Raw genomic sequence first — 15199 nt, 5'->3', positions numbered from 1 at the left:
GAGCTCCTGCGGCGGGTCGCCGACGCGGCGCCGGGGGGCGTGCTGCTGTGGCGCGGGCCTCCTTCGCCGACCTCGAGCGACATCGATCTGCTCGTCATGCCGTGGGGGCGCGTGCGCGTCGCCCGGGCGCTGTCGGCGGCGGGGCTGCGGCCCCGGCCGGGCGATCCGGGGCACGTCGTGTGGGAGGGCGGCGCCCGCGACGTCGACGTGCTCGACGCCGAGGCGTGGCCCGACGCGTACCCGTCGCTCGTCGGCGTGGTGGCGCGGTCGTTCCGCGCGCACGGCGCCGCTCTGCCGGCCTCCTCTCCCGCCGATCGCGTGCTCGTCCTCGCCGCCGACGTCGTCGCCGGGCGGCCGGCGGGCAAGCTCGCCCCGCGCGCCGCCGCGCTGCTGACCGAACCGATCGTCGCCCGCAGGGCGCACGAGCTCGCTGCCGGACGGGGGGACGACGCCCTCGTCGGAGTCGTCGACGAACCCCGGACCGCGCGCGGGCGCCTCACCTACCCCGCCGCCATCGCGACCGCCACGCGGTCACCGGCGGCGCGGGCAGCGCTGCGCGACCGGGTGCTCGGGCGGCTCGGCGTCACCCCCGCCCGGCAGCGTGGGCTCGTCATCGCCCTGAGCGGGCTCGACGGCGCCGGGAAGTCGACGCTCGCGGACGCGGTGCGGGCGGGGCTCGAGGAGCGCGGGCGCCCGGTCGCGCACCGCTGGACGCGGCTCGGCACCGAGGACGCGCGGCTCAGCCGCATCGCCGCTCCGGTCAGGCGGCTGCTGGGACGCGACGGCACGATCGCCGATCCGGTCGCGGCCGGCGGTCCCACGGTCACCAAGCGCCAGGACGCGCGCGAGGCCGGCGACCGCTCGCTCGTCGCCTGGGGCTGGGTCGTCGTCGTGGCCGGGACCGCGGCGATCACGGCGCGCCGCGCCGCACGGGCCCGGGCCGCGGGCTTCGACGTCGTCTGCGACCGGTGGCGCACCGACGCCGTCGTCGACCTGCGGCTGCGGTACGGGCGCCATCGCGTCGCCGAGGCGCTGCTCCGCCACGCCGTCCCGCGTCCCGACGTCGCGGTCCTGCTGGCGCTCGACGCGGGCACCGCCGCCGACCGCAAGCCCGGCGATCAGGACCCGGGCGTGCTGCGGCGCGCCGAGGCCCTCTACGCGGAGCGATCGTGTGCCGACGGGCTCGCCGTCCTCGACGCGACGTCGCCGTCCGAGGAGCTCGCCGCGCGCGTGCTCGCGCTCGTCGACGACCGGCTGGGCACGGCACCGTCCCGGGCCGGCACGACGCCGCGGTACGCGCGCTTGACGACCGGCCGGAGGGTGGACCGCCACGCCCATCCCACGGTCCCGCGGCCGCCACGGCGGTACACCCGCGCTACGACGTGGCGCCGGCCGGACGTCGCGAAGAGGCGCTTGTACTCCATGTCCGCGCCGAGGAACTCGTGACGCAGGCGCTCCTCGAAGCAACGCTCGACCACCCAGAGGCGCAGCGCGAGCCCGGGGCCGTGGCGGCGCAGCCGCTCGTCGTAGCCGGTCTTCAGGAGGAAGTACGCGCCGGCGCGGACGAGCGCCAGGTCCATCGCGGCCGGCCGTCCGTCGACGCGCAGCAGCGAGATGCGCAGCTCGCCGGTCGCGTGGAACGCGGCGGCGACGTCGCGGTAGAAGCGCTCGGTCCGCGGAGCCGACGCGATGGCCGTCCCTTCGCGCGCCTTCCAGCCGCTGGCCTCGACGGCGAACGCGTCGGCGAGCGCGGCGTCGAGGTCCGCGGGGCGGGCGATGAGGTCGACCTCGACCTCGTGCTCGCGCAGGAGCTTGCGGCGCCGCCGCTCGATCTCCCGCCAGTGCTTCCGGCGCGCGTCGCGGTAGGCGGCGAAGTCGGTCTCGATCTCGACGACCGGCGAGACGTAGTCCTCCTCGAGGTGCAGCCGGTGCGAGTCCCCGTTCTCACGGAGGCAGGCCAGCAGCGGGTCGTCGTCCGCGAGCCCCCGGACCTCCAGGACATCGGCCCGCCGCGGCAGCGCGGCCTCGACCGCGGACGCGAGCGCCGCTCGGTCCGCGGCGGGCGCGATGAAGCGAGGGGTGTGCTCGTTCGCCATCGCCCGAAGGCGGCCGCGCTCGGCGAGCAGCGGGAAGACCGCGACGAGCTCGCCCGACCGCCACGCGGTGCTGATCGCCTCTCGGTCTCCGAAGGCGGCGGCCCACGCGCGGTACCAGCGCGGGTCGGCGAAGGGGGTGGCCTCGGTGCCCGCTAGCGCCGCCCAGTCTCCGGCCAGGTCGGCGACGGCGTCCGCCCCGGTGATCCAGCGCGTCACGACCGGCGCGTCGCGACGGCGGGCGCTGCCGCCGCGGCTGTCGGTGCGGGCGCCGCTCCCGCTGGCAGCGTGGACCCGCGAGCCGGTCATGCCGGTCCCTTACCCGCTCGCGAAGCCGAGCGCGCGCCTGCACGCCTGGGGCCGCGCCGCGTTGTGGGCGGGTCTCGGCGCGCTCGGCGTGGGGGAGGGCGACGAGGTGCTGATGCCGGCGTACCACCACGGCTCGGAGGTCGAGGCGGTCCGCCGGCGAGGCGCCGGCGTCCGGTTCTACGGCGGCGACGCCTCGCTGCGTCCGGAGGAGGACGAGCTCGAGGCGCTCCTCACCCCGGGCACTCGCGCGCTGCATCTCATCCACTTCCTCGGCCTGCCGCAGGACTCGGAGCGCTGGCGGACCTGGTGCGACCGCCACGGGCTGCTGCTCATCGAGGACGTCGCGCAGGGCTGGCTGAGCACCCACGCCGACGGCCGCCCGGTCGGCGCCGACGGGGACTTCGCGTTCTGGTGCCTGTACAAGAGCGTCGGCCTGCCGGAAGGCGCCGTCTCGACCGGCATCGCGCCCCCGGCCCGCCGCCCGCTCGACCCGCGCAGAGGAGCGAAGGCGCTCGCCCGCCACCACACGCGCTGGATCCTCGGCCGCTCCGGCACCGCACACGCCTTGGCGCGCGTGATCCGCGGGAAGAGGGCGGGGGGAGACGGGAACTTCGGCGTCGCGGGCGGCGACCTCGCGAGGGGAGCCTCCGGAGCGGAGTGGCCGGCCGGCGACATCCCCGAGGTGCTCGCTCTCGGCGATGCGGAGGCGATGCCGTGGTCGACGACCTCGTACCTCGCGGCGCGGCTGGGGGACCCCTCGGTCGCGGCACGGCGCCGGGCGCATCACGCGGCTCTGGCCGCCGCGCTCGCCGATCTGGTTCCGCAGCCGTTCGGGAAGCTGCCGCCGGGCGCGTCGCCGTTCGCCCTGCCGGTCGTCACCAGCGACAAGCTGCGCGCGCTCGCGCACCTGCGCGCGCGAGGCGTCGTCGCGCTGGACCTCTGGGGGGTGCCGCATCCGCTGCTGCCCGTCGACGCGTTCCCGGAGATCAAGGAGCGCCGGGCGACGACGATCGCCGTGCCCGTGCACCAGGAGCTGCGCCCCCGCGACCTCGACCAGATCGCCGATGCGGTCCTCTCGCTCCGGAGCTGAACCACGCGTCGACGTGGCGCCGTGCGCGGCCGCCGACCTGCAGCACGTCGCCGAGCGATGGACCGCGCTCGAGCGGCGCGCGGCGGAGCGGACCCCGTACCTGACCCACGACTGGGTGGCCGCGTGGGCCGCCGCCCACCGCCCGCAACGGCTCAGGCTCATCACGGTGACGGATCCCAGCGGCGACCCGATCGCGATCGGGCTGGTCGAGGAGCAGACCGGGGGGCGCTGGCGGTTCGCCGGGCGGCCGGTGACGCCCGCGCGCGGGCTGGTCGTCGCCGCCGGACACGAGGCGGCCGCCTGGGGCGCGTTCGCGACGTGGCTGCGCGAGCACCCGCGTGCCTGGGCCACGCTCGACGCCGACGGCCTCAGGGCGCCGCACGGCCTCCCCGGCCTGCGGCTGGTGCCGATCGCGAACCCGCGGCTCGCGCTGCCGCCCTCGTTCGCCGCCTACCTCGCCCAGCGGTCGCCGGTCGCCCGCAAGGCGCTCAAGCAGAAGCTGCGCCGGGCGGACCTGGCCGGAGCCGTCACGACGCAGGCGCCGCCGGAAGGCCGGCCGGCGGCGCTCGATCGCTTCCTCGCGCTGCACGCCGCGCGCGCCTCCATGAAGGGCGAGCGCCACCGTGCGATCAACGACCGGCTCGCGCAGCTGCTCGACCGCGTGGGCCGCGGCAGCGAGGTCGGCCTGCGCCTCTTCGAGCTCGAGTGCGGCGGCGACGTCGCCGGCGTCGGCATCCGGCTCGACCACGCCGGCACCGCCTTCTTCTACAACGCCGGCTTCGACCCGTCGTACGCCCGGATCGGCCCGGGGATCGTGCTCGCGCTCGAGTCGATCCGCGACGCGATCGACCGCGGCTTCGACACGTACGACTTCGGGCCCTCCCGGTACCGCTACAAGCGCGACCTCGGCGGCGACGACAGCGCCGTCGTCCGGCTGGAGGCAGCGGCGCCCGGAGCCCATGGGCGCGCGGTCCGGCTCGCCGCGGACCTCGTCGTCGACGCCCGCCGGCGCGGGAGCCGCCGCGACACCCGGACCGAGGCGGCCGCGCCCGCCAGCAGAGCGCTCGCCACCGGGTCGTCGCTCGCCCACACCCCGCCGGCGCAGGGACGCGGCGAGCGGGCGAGCGCGCGCGTCGGGTGACCGCGCACGGCCGCGGCCAGGTCGGCTTCGAGCCACCGGTACCCCACGCCCACCCGGTACGGACCCGGCCGCGGCACCGGCCCGCCGGTGACGGCGCGGTGCCAGGCGTGCGGCAGGTTCACGCCCGAGGCCAGCGCCAGCGGCAGCGATCCGTAGAAGCGGGGGTTCACGTCGATGAGCGCCGCATCCGCGCCCGAGCCGACGAACTGCAGCTGCGCGAGCCCCCAGTACCCCGCACGCCGCAGCAGCGCGGCGCAGCGCTCGACGAGCGCGTCGTCCGGCGCGACGCTGCGCGCCGCGCTGCTCGGGCCCGCGCCCGGCGGCCACGTCCGCACGGCCCGCTGCTGGAAGCGCGCGACGAGCGCGCCGTCCCGGTCGAGGACGAGCGACACCGCCGTCAACGGGCCCGGCGCTCGCGACTGCAGGAGGAGCGGCTCGTCCGGCGGCAGCGCCGCGAGCGCCCTGCGCAGCTCCCCGGCGTCCCCGATCGCTACCGCCGAGCCGACGGCGCCGGGGCGCGCCGGCTTGAGCATCAGCGGCGGGTCGATGGCCGCGCGCGCCAGCTCGGACGCCGTGCCGGCGGCGAGCTGCGCAGGAACCGCGAGGCCGGCCTCGGGCGCGAGCTCCGCCAACCGCCGCTTGTCTCGCAGCGCCTCGAGCGCGGCGGCCGAGGCGTAGGGGAGCGTGACCGCGTCGCGCAGCAGCTCGGGCGCGGCGAGCAGAGCGTCGATCGCGGCCTCGCAGCCGGGGTACACCACCGCGGCCTCGTGCTCGAGCGCCGCCGCCACGACGCGCGCCGCGAACCCGTCGCCGTCGGCACTCGGATCCGGCGCGGCGGCGCGTCGCACGGCGTACCGCGACCACAGCCCCGCCGCTCGCCAGCCCCGTCCGACGGCGATCACGTCGACCCCTGCCCGCCCGAGCGCCCGGACACCCGCGACGGCGCTCCGCACGTGGACGTCCGTGACGACAGCCGCCGGATCAGGCACCGACCGCGACCTCCAGGACCCGCGCGGCAGTGCGGGCGTCGGTGGGGTAGGCGCCCGGCGCGTCGAGGCGATGGCCGACGCGCATGCCGAAGAAGGTGGCCTCGAGCGGCTCGCGCATCGCGTCCGAGACGCCGGCGGCGGCGATCGCGCGGCTCGCCGCCGCGCGCGCGGCGGCACCGAACGGGCCGCTCCACGCGGACGCGAACGTCTCGACGAGGAGGTCCGGCGACCAGCGCCGGAGCCCGACGCCGAGGTCGAGGTACGACACCGCCGCGGTGAGGACGTCGTGCGACGGAGCGCCGCGGCGCACGCCGTACTCCCAGTCGACGAGGCCGCGCAGGTCGCCGCCATCGAAGAGGCAGTTCTGCGGGCCCGAGTCGTGATGGCGCAGGACCGCGACGTCGAGGCGGCGCACGTCGCGCCACGCCGCGGCGAGGAGCGCCCGGGTGCGGCCGTCGAGCACGCCGTCGGAGAGGGCGCTCTCCACCGGTCCCGCCACGTCGTCGGCCGGGCCGCGCACCGCCGTCGCGGCGGCAAGCCGGCAGAGCGCCGACTCGACCTCGGTCAGCGCCGCCGGCCACGCCAGCGACGCGGCGCGCGCCGGCGACAGCGGGACGACGTCGAGCGGCTCGCCGGCCAGGCCCTCCTGCGCCCAGCCGCCGCAGACGCGACCGAGCGGCCGCGGCGCCAGGCCGGCCGGCTCGGCGGCCGAAAGGAGGTCCGCCTCGCGGGCGGCCCGCCCGCCGTCCCCGCCGGCGAGCTTGACGACGACGAGCGGATGCGGAGCGGCCCCGAAGAGGAACACGGTCACGGCGGCGCGGCGCTGGAGGGCGAGGACGTGCAGGGCGTCGGGGGCGCTGCCGGGCAGGCCCAGCGAGCCCCATTCCGTGCGCACCGTGGAGGCGATCGCGTTCAGGTCCGGCCGCTCGCGATCGTTCGCGACGACATCCCCGAGGAGCCCCGCGACGACCTGCGCCGGGATGCCGCGGCGCGCGATGCCCGCCACCAGCGGCCCGAAGCGCCGGCTCGCCGGCAGCCCAGCCCGCAGCTGATGCGTGACGAGCCGCGCGTAGAACCGCAACGGCAGCGGCGACGACCGGGCGAAGGCCGCGCGCCACGGGTAGGCGACGTGCCCGTAGGCCGCGCCCGCGCCGCGCGCTCTCCTCACCCGCCCTGCCGCAACACGCCGAGGTCGGCGAGCCTGCGGTGCAGCTCGCCCTCCTCCATCCCGCGCTGGTGGCGCCCGCCGTCGCCACCCGTGCGCAGCCGCGCGGCCGCGCGGACCGCCTCGTGGCGCGAGTGCGCGCCGAGCTTGCGCAGGATGTGCTTGACGTGCGACCGCACGGTGTCGATCGACACCACCAGCCGCGCGGCGATCGCCTCGGTCGACGCGCCCTCCTCAAGCAGGTCCAGCACCTGCCACTCGCGCGTCGTCAGGACGCTCTCGATCGGCCGGGTCCGCGGCGCGCCGGACGCCACCGCGCGGTAGCTCTCGACGAGCCGGCGCGTCAGCCGCCGCGAGATCGCCGCCTCGCCGCGGCCGACCGACCGAGTCGCCCGGAGGATGGCGTCGGCCTGGATGCCCTTCGACAGGACGCCCGCCGCACCGGCGCGCAACGCGAGCAGCGACAGCTCGTCGTCCTCGCGCGCGGTCAGCAGGAGAACGGACACGCCCGGGTGCCTACGCGTCAACCTCAGCGTCGCGGTGACCCCGTCGACGTCCGGCATGTCGACGTCGATGACAACCACATCTGGAGAAACCGCCTCAAACCGGCCCAATACGTCAACTCCGCTTGACCCCTCAGCGGTGATCACGAGTCCGCGGATCCCGAGCGCCGCGTCGCGCAGCGCGCGGCGCGCCGTCGGGTCGTCGTCGATCAGCAGCACTCGGACGATCCGCTCATAACCCCGATGTCCACTGGCCACGAAGCGGATCGTGAATCCACCGGGGGATGGTCGCATGGTCCTCCTCGCACCCCCAATGAGGGAGGGCTCGGCGGTCATGCGGTTGAAGTTCTCCGACGACCGAACAGCCGTTCGGGTGAGGTTCCTACCTCATACGCCTGAGAGAACCCCTACCGCGGACTTCGACTGGCATGGGGTAAGCCTTTCGATGAGACTTGACGTAGGAACCTAACCCCCAGATGATGAGCATGACCGCTGGTCACATGACTGAACGCAAGGAAGAGCTCGATGTCGAGGAGCAGGGCGAGCGGGTGCGAGTCGTCGTAGCCGACGGCGACCCCCTCTCCCGCACGGTGATCCGCGATGTGCTCCAGCGCGCAGACGGGGTCGTCCTCGTCGCCACTGCGGGCGACGGGGTGGAAGCCGTGGAGCTCACCAAGCACTACCGCCCCGACGTGCTCCTGACCGAGCACCGGCTCGCGCGGCTCGACGGGTGCGAGGTCACCCGGCGCGTCGTCACCGACGTCCCCAGCATCAAGGTGATCCTCTTCACCATCGAGGTGAACGAGGACCTCGCCGTGGCGGCACTGCGCGCCGGGGCGGCCGGGGTGCTGTCGAAGGAGGTGCCGGTGGAGTCCGTCGTCCGCGCCGTGTCGGGCGTCACCCAGGGCGAAGCGGCGATCTCCCGGTCCCTGACGATGCGCCTCGTGGAGCGAGTGCGCCGGTTCCCCGACCGCCTGTCGGGGATGCGGCCGGTGAAGAGCCCGCTGACGCCGCGTGAGTGGGAGGTCCTCGACCTCGTCAGCTCCGGCGCGACGACGCAGCAGATCGCGGAGACGCTCGTCCTCACCGAGGACACCGTCTACAGCCACATCAAGAACATCATGCGCAAGCTCGGCGTCCACACGCGGATGGAGTGCATCGCGCTGGCCGAGCGCATGCGCCGCCCGGACATCGTCGCGCAGGCCCCCGTGCTGCCGGACCAGCGCTAGCCGATCGGGATGTCCTCGACGCCGCGCGGCTCGGCCGGCGGCGAGGGCTCCTGCTCGAGCCTTCCGATCCACCAGTCGAGCACCGCGCGCACGAACACGAGCAGCTGGCGGACGAGCTCCGCGAGCTGCTGACGGAGCTCGGGCGGCAGGACGTCGCGCAGCGTCGTCAGCAGCGCCACGAGCGCGTCGAGCTCGTCCGAGGCGCGCTCGGCGCTGCGCGGGACGTCCCAGCCCGCGGGCGGCGGGTGCTCGTCGGAGAAGCGCTGCTCGCGCTCGCGCGCGGCCTCCTCGGCGAGCCGCTCCGCCGCGCGCCGGGTCGCCTCGAGCCGCTCGCGCAGCGCGGTGAGTGGATCGGCGTCAGGCTGCGGCGGGGGCATCGAAGGAGATCCTGAGGGCTCCGTCCTCGAAGGTGGCACCTGCGGGTCGGTACCCGGCGAGGGCCGGAGGCAGCAGCATCGTGCGCTTGTGCGCGCCGACGCGGACGACGAGCTCGGTGCCGATCTTCTTCAGCTGCAGCTCCCCGCGTTCGGCGAACGGCAGCTCGAGCCGCAGCGATGCGCCGTCGCGACCGACCACGAGCCCCTGCGTGAACGTCGTGTGCAGGACCGACTCCGCCGCGCTGCCGTCGAAGAGTGCGTCGCCGAGCCGGTCGAGCATCTCCGGGCCGCGCACCTCGCGGTCGAAGTACGGCGCCTGCAGCAGCGGCACCGGGGCGAAGGCGGCGCGGACCTCGGCGAGCGCCTCCTGCTGCGTCGCGCGCCAGCCCGCGAAGTACGGCCCGACGTCGTCCGGGAACACGCGGTTCACGACGACCGCGTCCGTGAGGAAGCCGTAGAGGTTCAGGTAGGTGAACGTGCGCCGCGCCTCCTCGACCACCATCCGGTCGGGGTTCATGACGAGCCGCAGCGACACGCGCTCGCGATCGCGGAGGATCTCGTGCATCGCGATGAGGTTGCCGAGCAGGCGCTCGACGTCGGCGAGCACCGCGTCGCCCGGCAGCGTGACGTCGAGCAGCGCGCGCGCGAGCGGGCGCGCCGCGTCGAGCAGCCGCCCCTGCTGCGGGAAGACCTTCTCGAGCCACCAGCGCGCGACGTCGGGGAACGACAGCAGCCGCAGCGTCTCGCCGGTCGGCGCGCAGTCGACGACGAGCACGTCGAAGTCGCCGCTCTCGAAGTGCGCCTTGATCGCCAGCAGCGCGAACAGCTCGTCGCCGCCCGGCGGGACCGTCAGCTCCTCGGCGGAGATCCGGTCGACGCCGCGCTCGACGAGCAGCTCGCCCATCCACGCCTGCACGGCGGTCCAGTGCTGCTCGAGCTCGTCCTGCGCGGTGATCTGCCGGCCCCAGAGGCCGCCGCCGACGTCGGTGGGCTCGGAGCCGAGCTCGACGCCGAGCGCGTCGGCGAGGGAGTGCGCCGGATCGGTGGACACGGCGAGCGTCCGCAGCCCGGCGGCGGCGCAGCGGCGGGCGGTCGCGGCGGCCACGGAGGTCTTGCCGACGCCGCCCTTGCCCGTGTAGAGGATGGTGCGGCAAGGCACGAGCGGCACGAGTCTACGGACCGGACCACTACGCTGGCGCCCATGACCCGCTGGCCTCTTCTGCTCTGCATCTTCATCGCGTGCGCGCTCGGCGTCGCAGCGTGCGGCGACGACGGGGAGGGCGGCAGCAGCGATTCGCCGGACAAGATCCTGTCCGACACGTTCGGCAAGGACAAGGACGTCAAGAGCGGCCGCCTCGGCCTCGACGTCCGCATCGCGACGAAGGGCATCCCGTCGCTCACGCAGCCGGTCGCGCTGCGGCTCAGCGGCCCGTTCGCGTCGGTCGGCCAGGACCAGCTGCCGAAGTTCGCCCTGACCGCCGAGATCGAGGCCAACGGCCAGACCTTCAGCGGCGGCGCCACGAGCACCGGCGACAAGGGCTACCTGAGCTTCATGGGGCAGAACTACCAGCTCGGCAAGGAGCTCTTCGACCAGTTCAAGAAGGGCTACGCCGACCAGGCGAAGTGCAACCGCGACAAGGGCGGCGGGGGCGTCACGCTCAGCTCGCTCGGCGTCGACCCGCGGCGCTGGCTGACCGACGTCAAGAAGGTCGGCGGCGAGGAGGTCGGCGGCGCGCAGACGACGCATCTGACCGCCGGCGTCGACGTCCCGAAGATGCTCGAGGACGTCAACCGGGTCCTCGGCCGCACGGACCTGCAGAAGAGCGACCCGTGCGCGACCGACGGCGCCAACCAGCCGGACAAGACGGCGCCGCGCCAGCTCTCGGCCGACGAGCGCAAGCAGATCGCCGACGCCGTCAAGAGCGCGCGCGTCGACCTGTGGAGCGGCGACGACGACCGCATCCTGCGCCGCATCAACGTGGCGCTGAGCCTCGCCGACAAGACGCGCAGCGGCGACGTGAAGTTCGACCTCACGCTCGGCGACATCAACAAGGACCAGACGATCGAGGAGCCCAAGGACGCCAAGCCGCTCGAGGAGCTCAGCCAGAGCCTCGGCGGCGCGATCCCCGGCCTGGGCGGCGGCAGCGGCTCGTCCGGCTCCGGCTCCTCGGGCAGCGGCTCCTCGAGCAGCGGCTCGACCGGCGGTGCGTCGTCCGAGTACCTCAAGTGCGTTCAGGACGCCGGCCAGGACGTGGCCAAGCTCCAGCAGTGCGCAGAGCTCGTGAACAAGTGACCCGCCCCGCCGCGCTGGGGACCTGGAGCGGCGGGCGCTTCATGCACTTCGGCGAGCCGCTCGACGACGAGCGGCTCGTCGCCCTGCTGCGCCCCGACGCCGCGATCCCGACGGTCATCACCGCCGACACGTACGGCCAGGGTGAGGCGGACCGCATCCTGGGCCGCGCGCTCGAGGGCGCCGACCGCGACGCGGTGCGGATCATCGGGGCGATCGGCCATGACTTCTACGAGGGGCAGCGCGAGGGCGCGAAGGGCTTCCCGCGCTTCACCGACCCGCGCCTGCGCGGCGCCGACGCGTACGGGGACTACCTGCGCATGGCGGCCGAGCGGTCGCTGGAGCGGATCGGCATCGACCGCTTCGACGTCCTGCTCCTGCACAACCCGGACCGCACCGGCTACACGAGCGAGGCGGTCTGGTCGGGCATGGCGGCGCTGCGCCACGCCGGGCTGGCCGGCGAGATCGGCGTCGCGCCCGGTCCCGCCAACGGCTTCACGCTCGACGTCATCGACTGCTTCGAGCGCTTCGGCGACATCGTCGACTGGGCGATGATCATCCTCAGCCCGATGGAGCCGTGGCCGGGCGAGCTGTGCCTCGACGCGGCCGAGCGCCACGGCGTGCGCGTCATCTCGCGCGTCGTCGACTACGGCGGGCTCTTCTGGGACGACGTCGAGCCGGGCCACGACTTCGCCGAGCGCGACCACCGCCTCTTCCGGCCGGGTGGCTGGATCGAGGCGGGCCGCGAGAAGCTCGACCGCATGCGCCCGATCGCGGAGCGCCACGGCCTCACGCCGCTGCAGCTCTCGTGCGCGTGGAACCTCGCGCACGGTCCGGTCGAGCTCGTCGTGCCGACGCTCATCCAGGAGCGCGGCGGCCGGCCCGTCGAGGACAAGCGCGCCGAGCTGGCCGCCGTCGAGGCGACGTCGCCGCTGAGCCCCGACGAGGTCGCCGAGCTGCGCCGGATCGGCGACAACACCGGCTCCATGGCGCTCAAGGGCGCGACGCCCGAGCACGCCGGCCCGCCGCTGCCTGATCGCTGGGAGCTCGACGCCGACCTCGCCGGCCTCGCCGAGCGGTGGCGCATCGAGCCGGCACGTGACCTCGTCAAGAGCGCCGCGTAGCTACCGTCCCCCGGCGTGCGCGCGCTCCGGAAGTTCCTCCTCAGCGGGTCCGGCTGGCCTTACCTGCTCGTCCCGTTCATCCCGGTCGCGATCGCGCTGGAGCTGGGGCACGCCAGCGCCGAGGTCATCTTCTTCGCCGCCGCCTTGGGCGTCATTCCCACGGCGGCGCTCATGGGCCGCTCGACCGAGGAGCTCGCCGCGCGCACCGGTCCGGGCATCGGCGGGCTGCTCAACGTCACGTTCGGCAACTTCCCCGAGCTCGTCATCGCGTTCTTCGCGCTCAACGAGGGGCTGCAGGAGGTCGTCAAGGCCTCGCTGATCGGGTCGATCCTCGGCAACATCCTGCTGGTCATGGGCGCCGCGATGTTCATCGGCGGCCTGCCGCGGGAGCGCCAGTTCTTCGACCGCACGGCCGCCAACGTGCAGGTGCTCATGCTGCTGCTGGCCGCGGCGGCGATGATCATGCCGGCCGTCTTCCAGCTCGTCGACGGCGGTCGCCTCCCGCGCGTGGCCGAGGAGGAGGTCAACTTCGGCAACGACGTCGAGTCGATCTCGTTCATCGTCGCCGGGATCCTCCTGTTCACGTACGTCGCCGGGCTCTTCTTCAGCCTCAAGACGCACCGCAGCCTCTTCAACCCGGAGCACAGCGAGGACGACCACGAGGGCGAGGCGTGGTCGGTCAAGCGCTCCGTCGCGCTGCTCGCGGTGGCCGGCGTCGCCGTCGGCTTCATGTCCGAGATCCTCGTCGGCTCGATCTCCGAGGCGTCGGAGGGGATCGGCATCAGCGAGTTCTTCGTCGGCCTCATCATCGTCGCGATCGTCGGCAACGCCGCCGAGCACTGGGTCGCCGTCTACTTCGCGGCGCGCGACAAGATGGACCTCAGCGTGAACATCGCAATCGGCTCGAGCGCCCAGATCGCGCTGTTCGTCGCGCCCGTGCTCGTCCTGCTCTCGTTCATCCCCGGCATCGGCGACCACCCGATGTCGCTGGTCTTCAACGGCTACGAGCTGACCGCGGTCGTGCTCGCCATCCTCGTCGCGAACTACGTCGCGCACGAGGGCGAGTCGACGTGGTTCGAGGGCCTGCAGCTGCTCAGCCTCTACGCGGTGCTGGGCGTGGTGTTCTTCTACGCATGAGCGGTGCGCTGCCGTGGCTCGGCCTGTCGGCGGCGCTGCTCGTCTTCCTCTGGGTCGACCTCCACTACTTCGCGCGCGGCCGCGAGCCGAGCTTCCGCGAGGGGCTCGTCTGGAGCATCGGCTGGCTCGTCCTCTCGCTGCTGGCCGGCGTCGTCCTCTTCTTCACCGAGGGGTCGGAGCTGGCGGTCGACTACACGACCGTCTACCTCATCGAGCGGTCGCTGTCGCTCGACAACCTCTTCGTCTTCCTGTTGCTCTTCAGCTACTTCGGCGTGCCCGTGGAGCTGCGGGCGCGGCTGCTGTTCGTCGGCATCGTCGCCGCGCTCGTGCTGCGCGGTCTGGCGATCCTCGGCGGCGTCGCGCTCATCGAGGAGTTCCACTGGGTCACGTACGTCCTCGGCGGGCTGCTGCTCGTGCTCGCCTACCGCGTGCTGCGCGGGGTGGAGGAGAACGTCGACCCGGACCGCAACATCGCGGTGCGGCTGACGAGGCGGATCATGCCCGTGTCGAGCGAGTACCACGGCAACGCGCTGCTGTTCCGTCGCGACCACCGGCTGTGGGCGACGCCGCTGCTGCTGTGCCTCGGCGCGATCGTCGCGGCGGACATCGCGTTCGCGGTCGACTCGATCCCGGCCGCCTTCGCGATCACGCGCGACCAGTTCGTCATCTGGATGGGCAACGTCTTCGCCCTGCTCGGGCTGCGGGCCCTCTTCGTGCTGGTGGAGGCCCTGATCGAGCGCTTCCGCTACCTCGACGAGACGATCGCCGTGGTGCTCGCGCTCGTGGGCCTCAAGCTCCTGCTCGAGGACGTCGTGCACGTCGGCCCCGTGGCCAGCCTGCTCGCCGTCCTCGCCGCCTTCGCGATCGGGATGGTCGCGTCGCGGATCGGCGACCGCCGCTACTCGAGCTCCTCGACGTCGATGGTCTCGAGCTCCTCCTCCTCGTCGGGCACGTCGTCGTCCGAGGCGTCTGACGCCGGGCGGCCCGTGACCTGAAAGCGCTCGATCAGCGCGTCGCGGCGCGACTCGTCGACGGGGAGCTCGTCGGAGATGAGGACCCAGTCCGCGCCTTCGAACTCCTCCAGGTTGAAGATCTCGGTGTCGACGTCGGGGGAGTCGTCGACGATCACGATCACGTCGGTCTGGGGGTTGAAGTAGGTGCCAGGGCGGTTGACGAGCTCGTCGAGCTCGAACTGTCTCGGATCAGCCATGGCCGATCTTCTACCCCATGAGGTCCTTCATCTGCCGCCGGACCTCCTCCTCGACGTCGAGCGGCTCCTTGCCCTGGCGCACCCGGCGGGCGTTGCGGGCGACCACCAGCTCGCGCACCTCGGCTACGAGCGCCGGGTCGGCGGCGGGCGCGGGGGTGAGGCGGCTGATCTCCTCGTCCACGTCGAGCGGCGCCTCGCCGCGCGCCGCCCTACGAGCGTTCTTGGCCTCGACGAGCTGGCGGATCTCCTCATCGCGCTCGGCCGCGACGACCGCCGCCGGCGCCGCGGGGCGCGCTGCGCGGTCCTCGTCCTCGTTGAGCGACAGGCCGCCCTTCCCGATGTGGTCGTACCGGGGTCCCTTCAGGCTCAGGACTGCGACGATGGCTGCGACCAGCACCGTGCCGAAGAGGACGTAGCCGAAGGCCTCCTTCACGGCATGCAGGATGACCGATGTGGCGCCGCTTCAGAAGACGGACCTTCGCACCACGCCGCCCGGCGGTGTTCGGAGAGCAATGGCCGCTCGTCGTCGTCACCGGCCTCGT

The 15199-nt window shown here is 74.2% G+C and carries 14 protein-coding genes and 1 pseudogene; 7 read left to right on the top strand and 8 right to left on the bottom strand.

Annotated elements, in window-relative coordinates:
- Positions 1-1154 precede the first annotated feature (1154 nt).
- Positions 1155-2402, bottom strand: coding sequence for a GNAT family N-acetyltransferase (locus tag AC1UE4_RS11535; RefSeq protein WP_482917371.1), 1248 nt, complete (start codon positions 2400-2402; stop codon positions 1155-1157).
- Between AC1UE4_RS11535 and AC1UE4_RS11530 the strand changes: the two genes are divergently transcribed.
- A complete protein-coding gene (locus AC1UE4_RS11530) occupies positions 2401-3492 on the top strand; it encodes an aminotransferase class V-fold PLP-dependent enzyme (protein WP_482917370.1) in 1092 nt (363 codons plus the stop codon). The two genes, AC1UE4_RS11535 and AC1UE4_RS11530, sit on opposite strands and share 2 nt — an antisense overlap.
- Positions 3467-4333: pseudogene (locus AC1UE4_RS11525) on the top strand (GNAT family N-acetyltransferase); the annotation flags it as partial. The gene AC1UE4_RS11530 and the pseudogene AC1UE4_RS11525, both read left to right, overlap by 26 nt.
- Before the next feature lie 50 nt (positions 4334-4383).
- Here AC1UE4_RS11525 and AC1UE4_RS11520 read toward each other — a convergent pair.
- From AC1UE4_RS11520 to AC1UE4_RS11510, 3 genes are read right to left on the bottom strand one after another with little or no spacing between them, the layout of a single operon-like run.
- The gene (locus AC1UE4_RS11520; RefSeq protein WP_482917369.1) at positions 4384-5586 is read right to left on the bottom strand and encodes a carboxylate--amine ligase; all 1203 of its coding nucleotides are present in this window, start codon (positions 5584-5586) and stop codon (positions 4384-4386) included.
- A 28-nt stretch (positions 5587-5614) separates the two neighbouring features.
- Positions 5615-6790 (bottom strand): hypothetical protein, encoded by a 1176-nt coding sequence (locus AC1UE4_RS11515; RefSeq protein ID WP_482917368.1) that lies wholly within the window; start codon positions 6788-6790, stop codon positions 5615-5617.
- Positions 6787-7584: a response regulator gene (locus AC1UE4_RS11510; protein ID WP_482918235.1), complete on the bottom strand. Its 798-nt coding sequence runs from the start codon at positions 7582-7584 to the stop codon at positions 6787-6789. The genes AC1UE4_RS11515 and AC1UE4_RS11510 overlap by 4 nt, the downstream gene beginning before the upstream one ends.
- A gap of 206 nt (positions 7585-7790) precedes the next feature.
- On the opposite strand from AC1UE4_RS11510, the gene AC1UE4_RS11505 reads away from it, so the two are divergent.
- On the top strand, positions 7791-8519 hold the full coding sequence (locus AC1UE4_RS11505; protein WP_482917367.1) for a response regulator: 729 nt from the start codon (positions 7791-7793) through the stop codon (positions 8517-8519).
- Here AC1UE4_RS11505 and AC1UE4_RS11500 read toward each other — a convergent pair.
- Complete coding sequence (locus tag AC1UE4_RS11500; protein ID WP_482917366.1) at positions 8516-8896, bottom strand: hypothetical protein; 381 nt, start codon at positions 8894-8896, stop codon at positions 8516-8518. The genes AC1UE4_RS11505 and AC1UE4_RS11500 overlap by 4 nt on opposite strands.
- Positions 8877-10055: an ArsA family ATPase gene (locus AC1UE4_RS11495; protein ID WP_482917365.1), complete on the bottom strand. Its 1179-nt coding sequence runs from the start codon at positions 10053-10055 to the stop codon at positions 8877-8879. Before AC1UE4_RS11495 ends, AC1UE4_RS11500 begins: the two co-directional genes overlap by 20 nt.
- Before the next feature lie 42 nt (positions 10056-10097).
- Here AC1UE4_RS11495 and AC1UE4_RS11490 point away from each other — a divergent pair, with 42 nt between their 5' ends.
- The 4 genes from AC1UE4_RS11490 to AC1UE4_RS11475 are packed head-to-tail and all read left to right on the top strand — an operon-like array spanning position 10098 to position 14442.
- Positions 10098-11189 (top strand): hypothetical protein, encoded by a 1092-nt coding sequence (locus tag AC1UE4_RS11490; protein WP_482917364.1) that lies wholly within the window; start codon positions 10098-10100, stop codon positions 11187-11189.
- Entirely contained in the window at positions 11186-12310 is a 1125-nt protein-coding gene (locus AC1UE4_RS11485) for an aldo/keto reductase (RefSeq protein ID WP_482917363.1), read from the top strand. The genes AC1UE4_RS11490 and AC1UE4_RS11485 overlap by 4 nt, the downstream gene beginning before the upstream one ends.
- A 15-nt stretch (positions 12311-12325) precedes the next feature.
- Complete coding sequence (gene cax / locus AC1UE4_RS11480) at positions 12326-13447, top strand: calcium/proton exchanger (protein WP_482917362.1); 1122 nt, start codon at positions 12326-12328, stop codon at positions 13445-13447.
- Positions 13444-14442: a TerC/Alx family metal homeostasis membrane protein gene (locus tag AC1UE4_RS11475; protein ID WP_482917361.1), complete on the top strand. Its 999-nt coding sequence runs from the start codon at positions 13444-13446 to the stop codon at positions 14440-14442. Before cax ends, AC1UE4_RS11475 begins: the two co-directional genes overlap by 4 nt.
- Here the strand turns inward: AC1UE4_RS11475 and AC1UE4_RS11470 are convergent.
- Both AC1UE4_RS11470 and AC1UE4_RS11465 read right to left on the bottom strand, forming a co-directional pair.
- Positions 14346-14657, bottom strand: a complete 312-nt coding sequence (locus tag AC1UE4_RS11470) for a hypothetical protein (protein ID WP_482917360.1) — start codon at positions 14655-14657, stop codon at positions 14346-14348. The two genes, AC1UE4_RS11475 and AC1UE4_RS11470, sit on opposite strands and share 97 nt — an antisense overlap.
- A gap of 10 nt (positions 14658-14667) precedes the next feature.
- Positions 14668-15090 (bottom strand): hypothetical protein, encoded by a 423-nt coding sequence (locus AC1UE4_RS11465; protein ID WP_482917359.1) that lies wholly within the window; start codon positions 15088-15090, stop codon positions 14668-14670.
- Positions 15091-15199 lie beyond the last annotated feature (109 nt).

It is taken from the genome of Parviterribacter kavangonensis, from assembly GCF_056863335.1.
Note: the sequence above shows the minus strand (reverse complement) of the source record. Positions and strands in the feature narration are given on the sequence as shown.

Coding starts and splice junctions, on each gene's coding strand:
- AC1UE4_RS11530 (WP_482917370.1), top strand. CDS start 2,401: ATGCCGGTCCCTTACCCGCTCGCGAAGCCGAGCGCGCGCCTGCACGCC.
- AC1UE4_RS11535 (WP_482917371.1), bottom strand. CDS start 2,402: ATGACCGGCTCGCGGGTCCACGCTGCCAGCGGGAGCGGCGCCCGCACC.
- AC1UE4_RS11510 (WP_482918235.1), bottom strand. CDS start 7,584: ATGCGACCATCCCCCGGTGGATTCACGATCCGCTTCGTGGCCAGTGGA.
- AC1UE4_RS11505 (WP_482917367.1), top strand. CDS start 7,791: ATGACTGAACGCAAGGAAGAGCTCGATGTCGAGGAGCAGGGCGAGCGG.
- AC1UE4_RS11500 (WP_482917366.1), bottom strand. CDS start 8,896: ATGCCCCCGCCGCAGCCTGACGCCGATCCACTCACCGCGCTGCGCGAG.
- AC1UE4_RS11490 (WP_482917364.1), top strand. CDS start 10,098: ATGACCCGCTGGCCTCTTCTGCTCTGCATCTTCATCGCGTGCGCGCTC.
- AC1UE4_RS11475 (WP_482917361.1), top strand. CDS start 13,444: ATGAGCGGTGCGCTGCCGTGGCTCGGCCTGTCGGCGGCGCTGCTCGTC.
- AC1UE4_RS11470 (WP_482917360.1), bottom strand. CDS start 14,657: ATGGCTGATCCGAGACAGTTCGAGCTCGACGAGCTCGTCAACCGCCCT.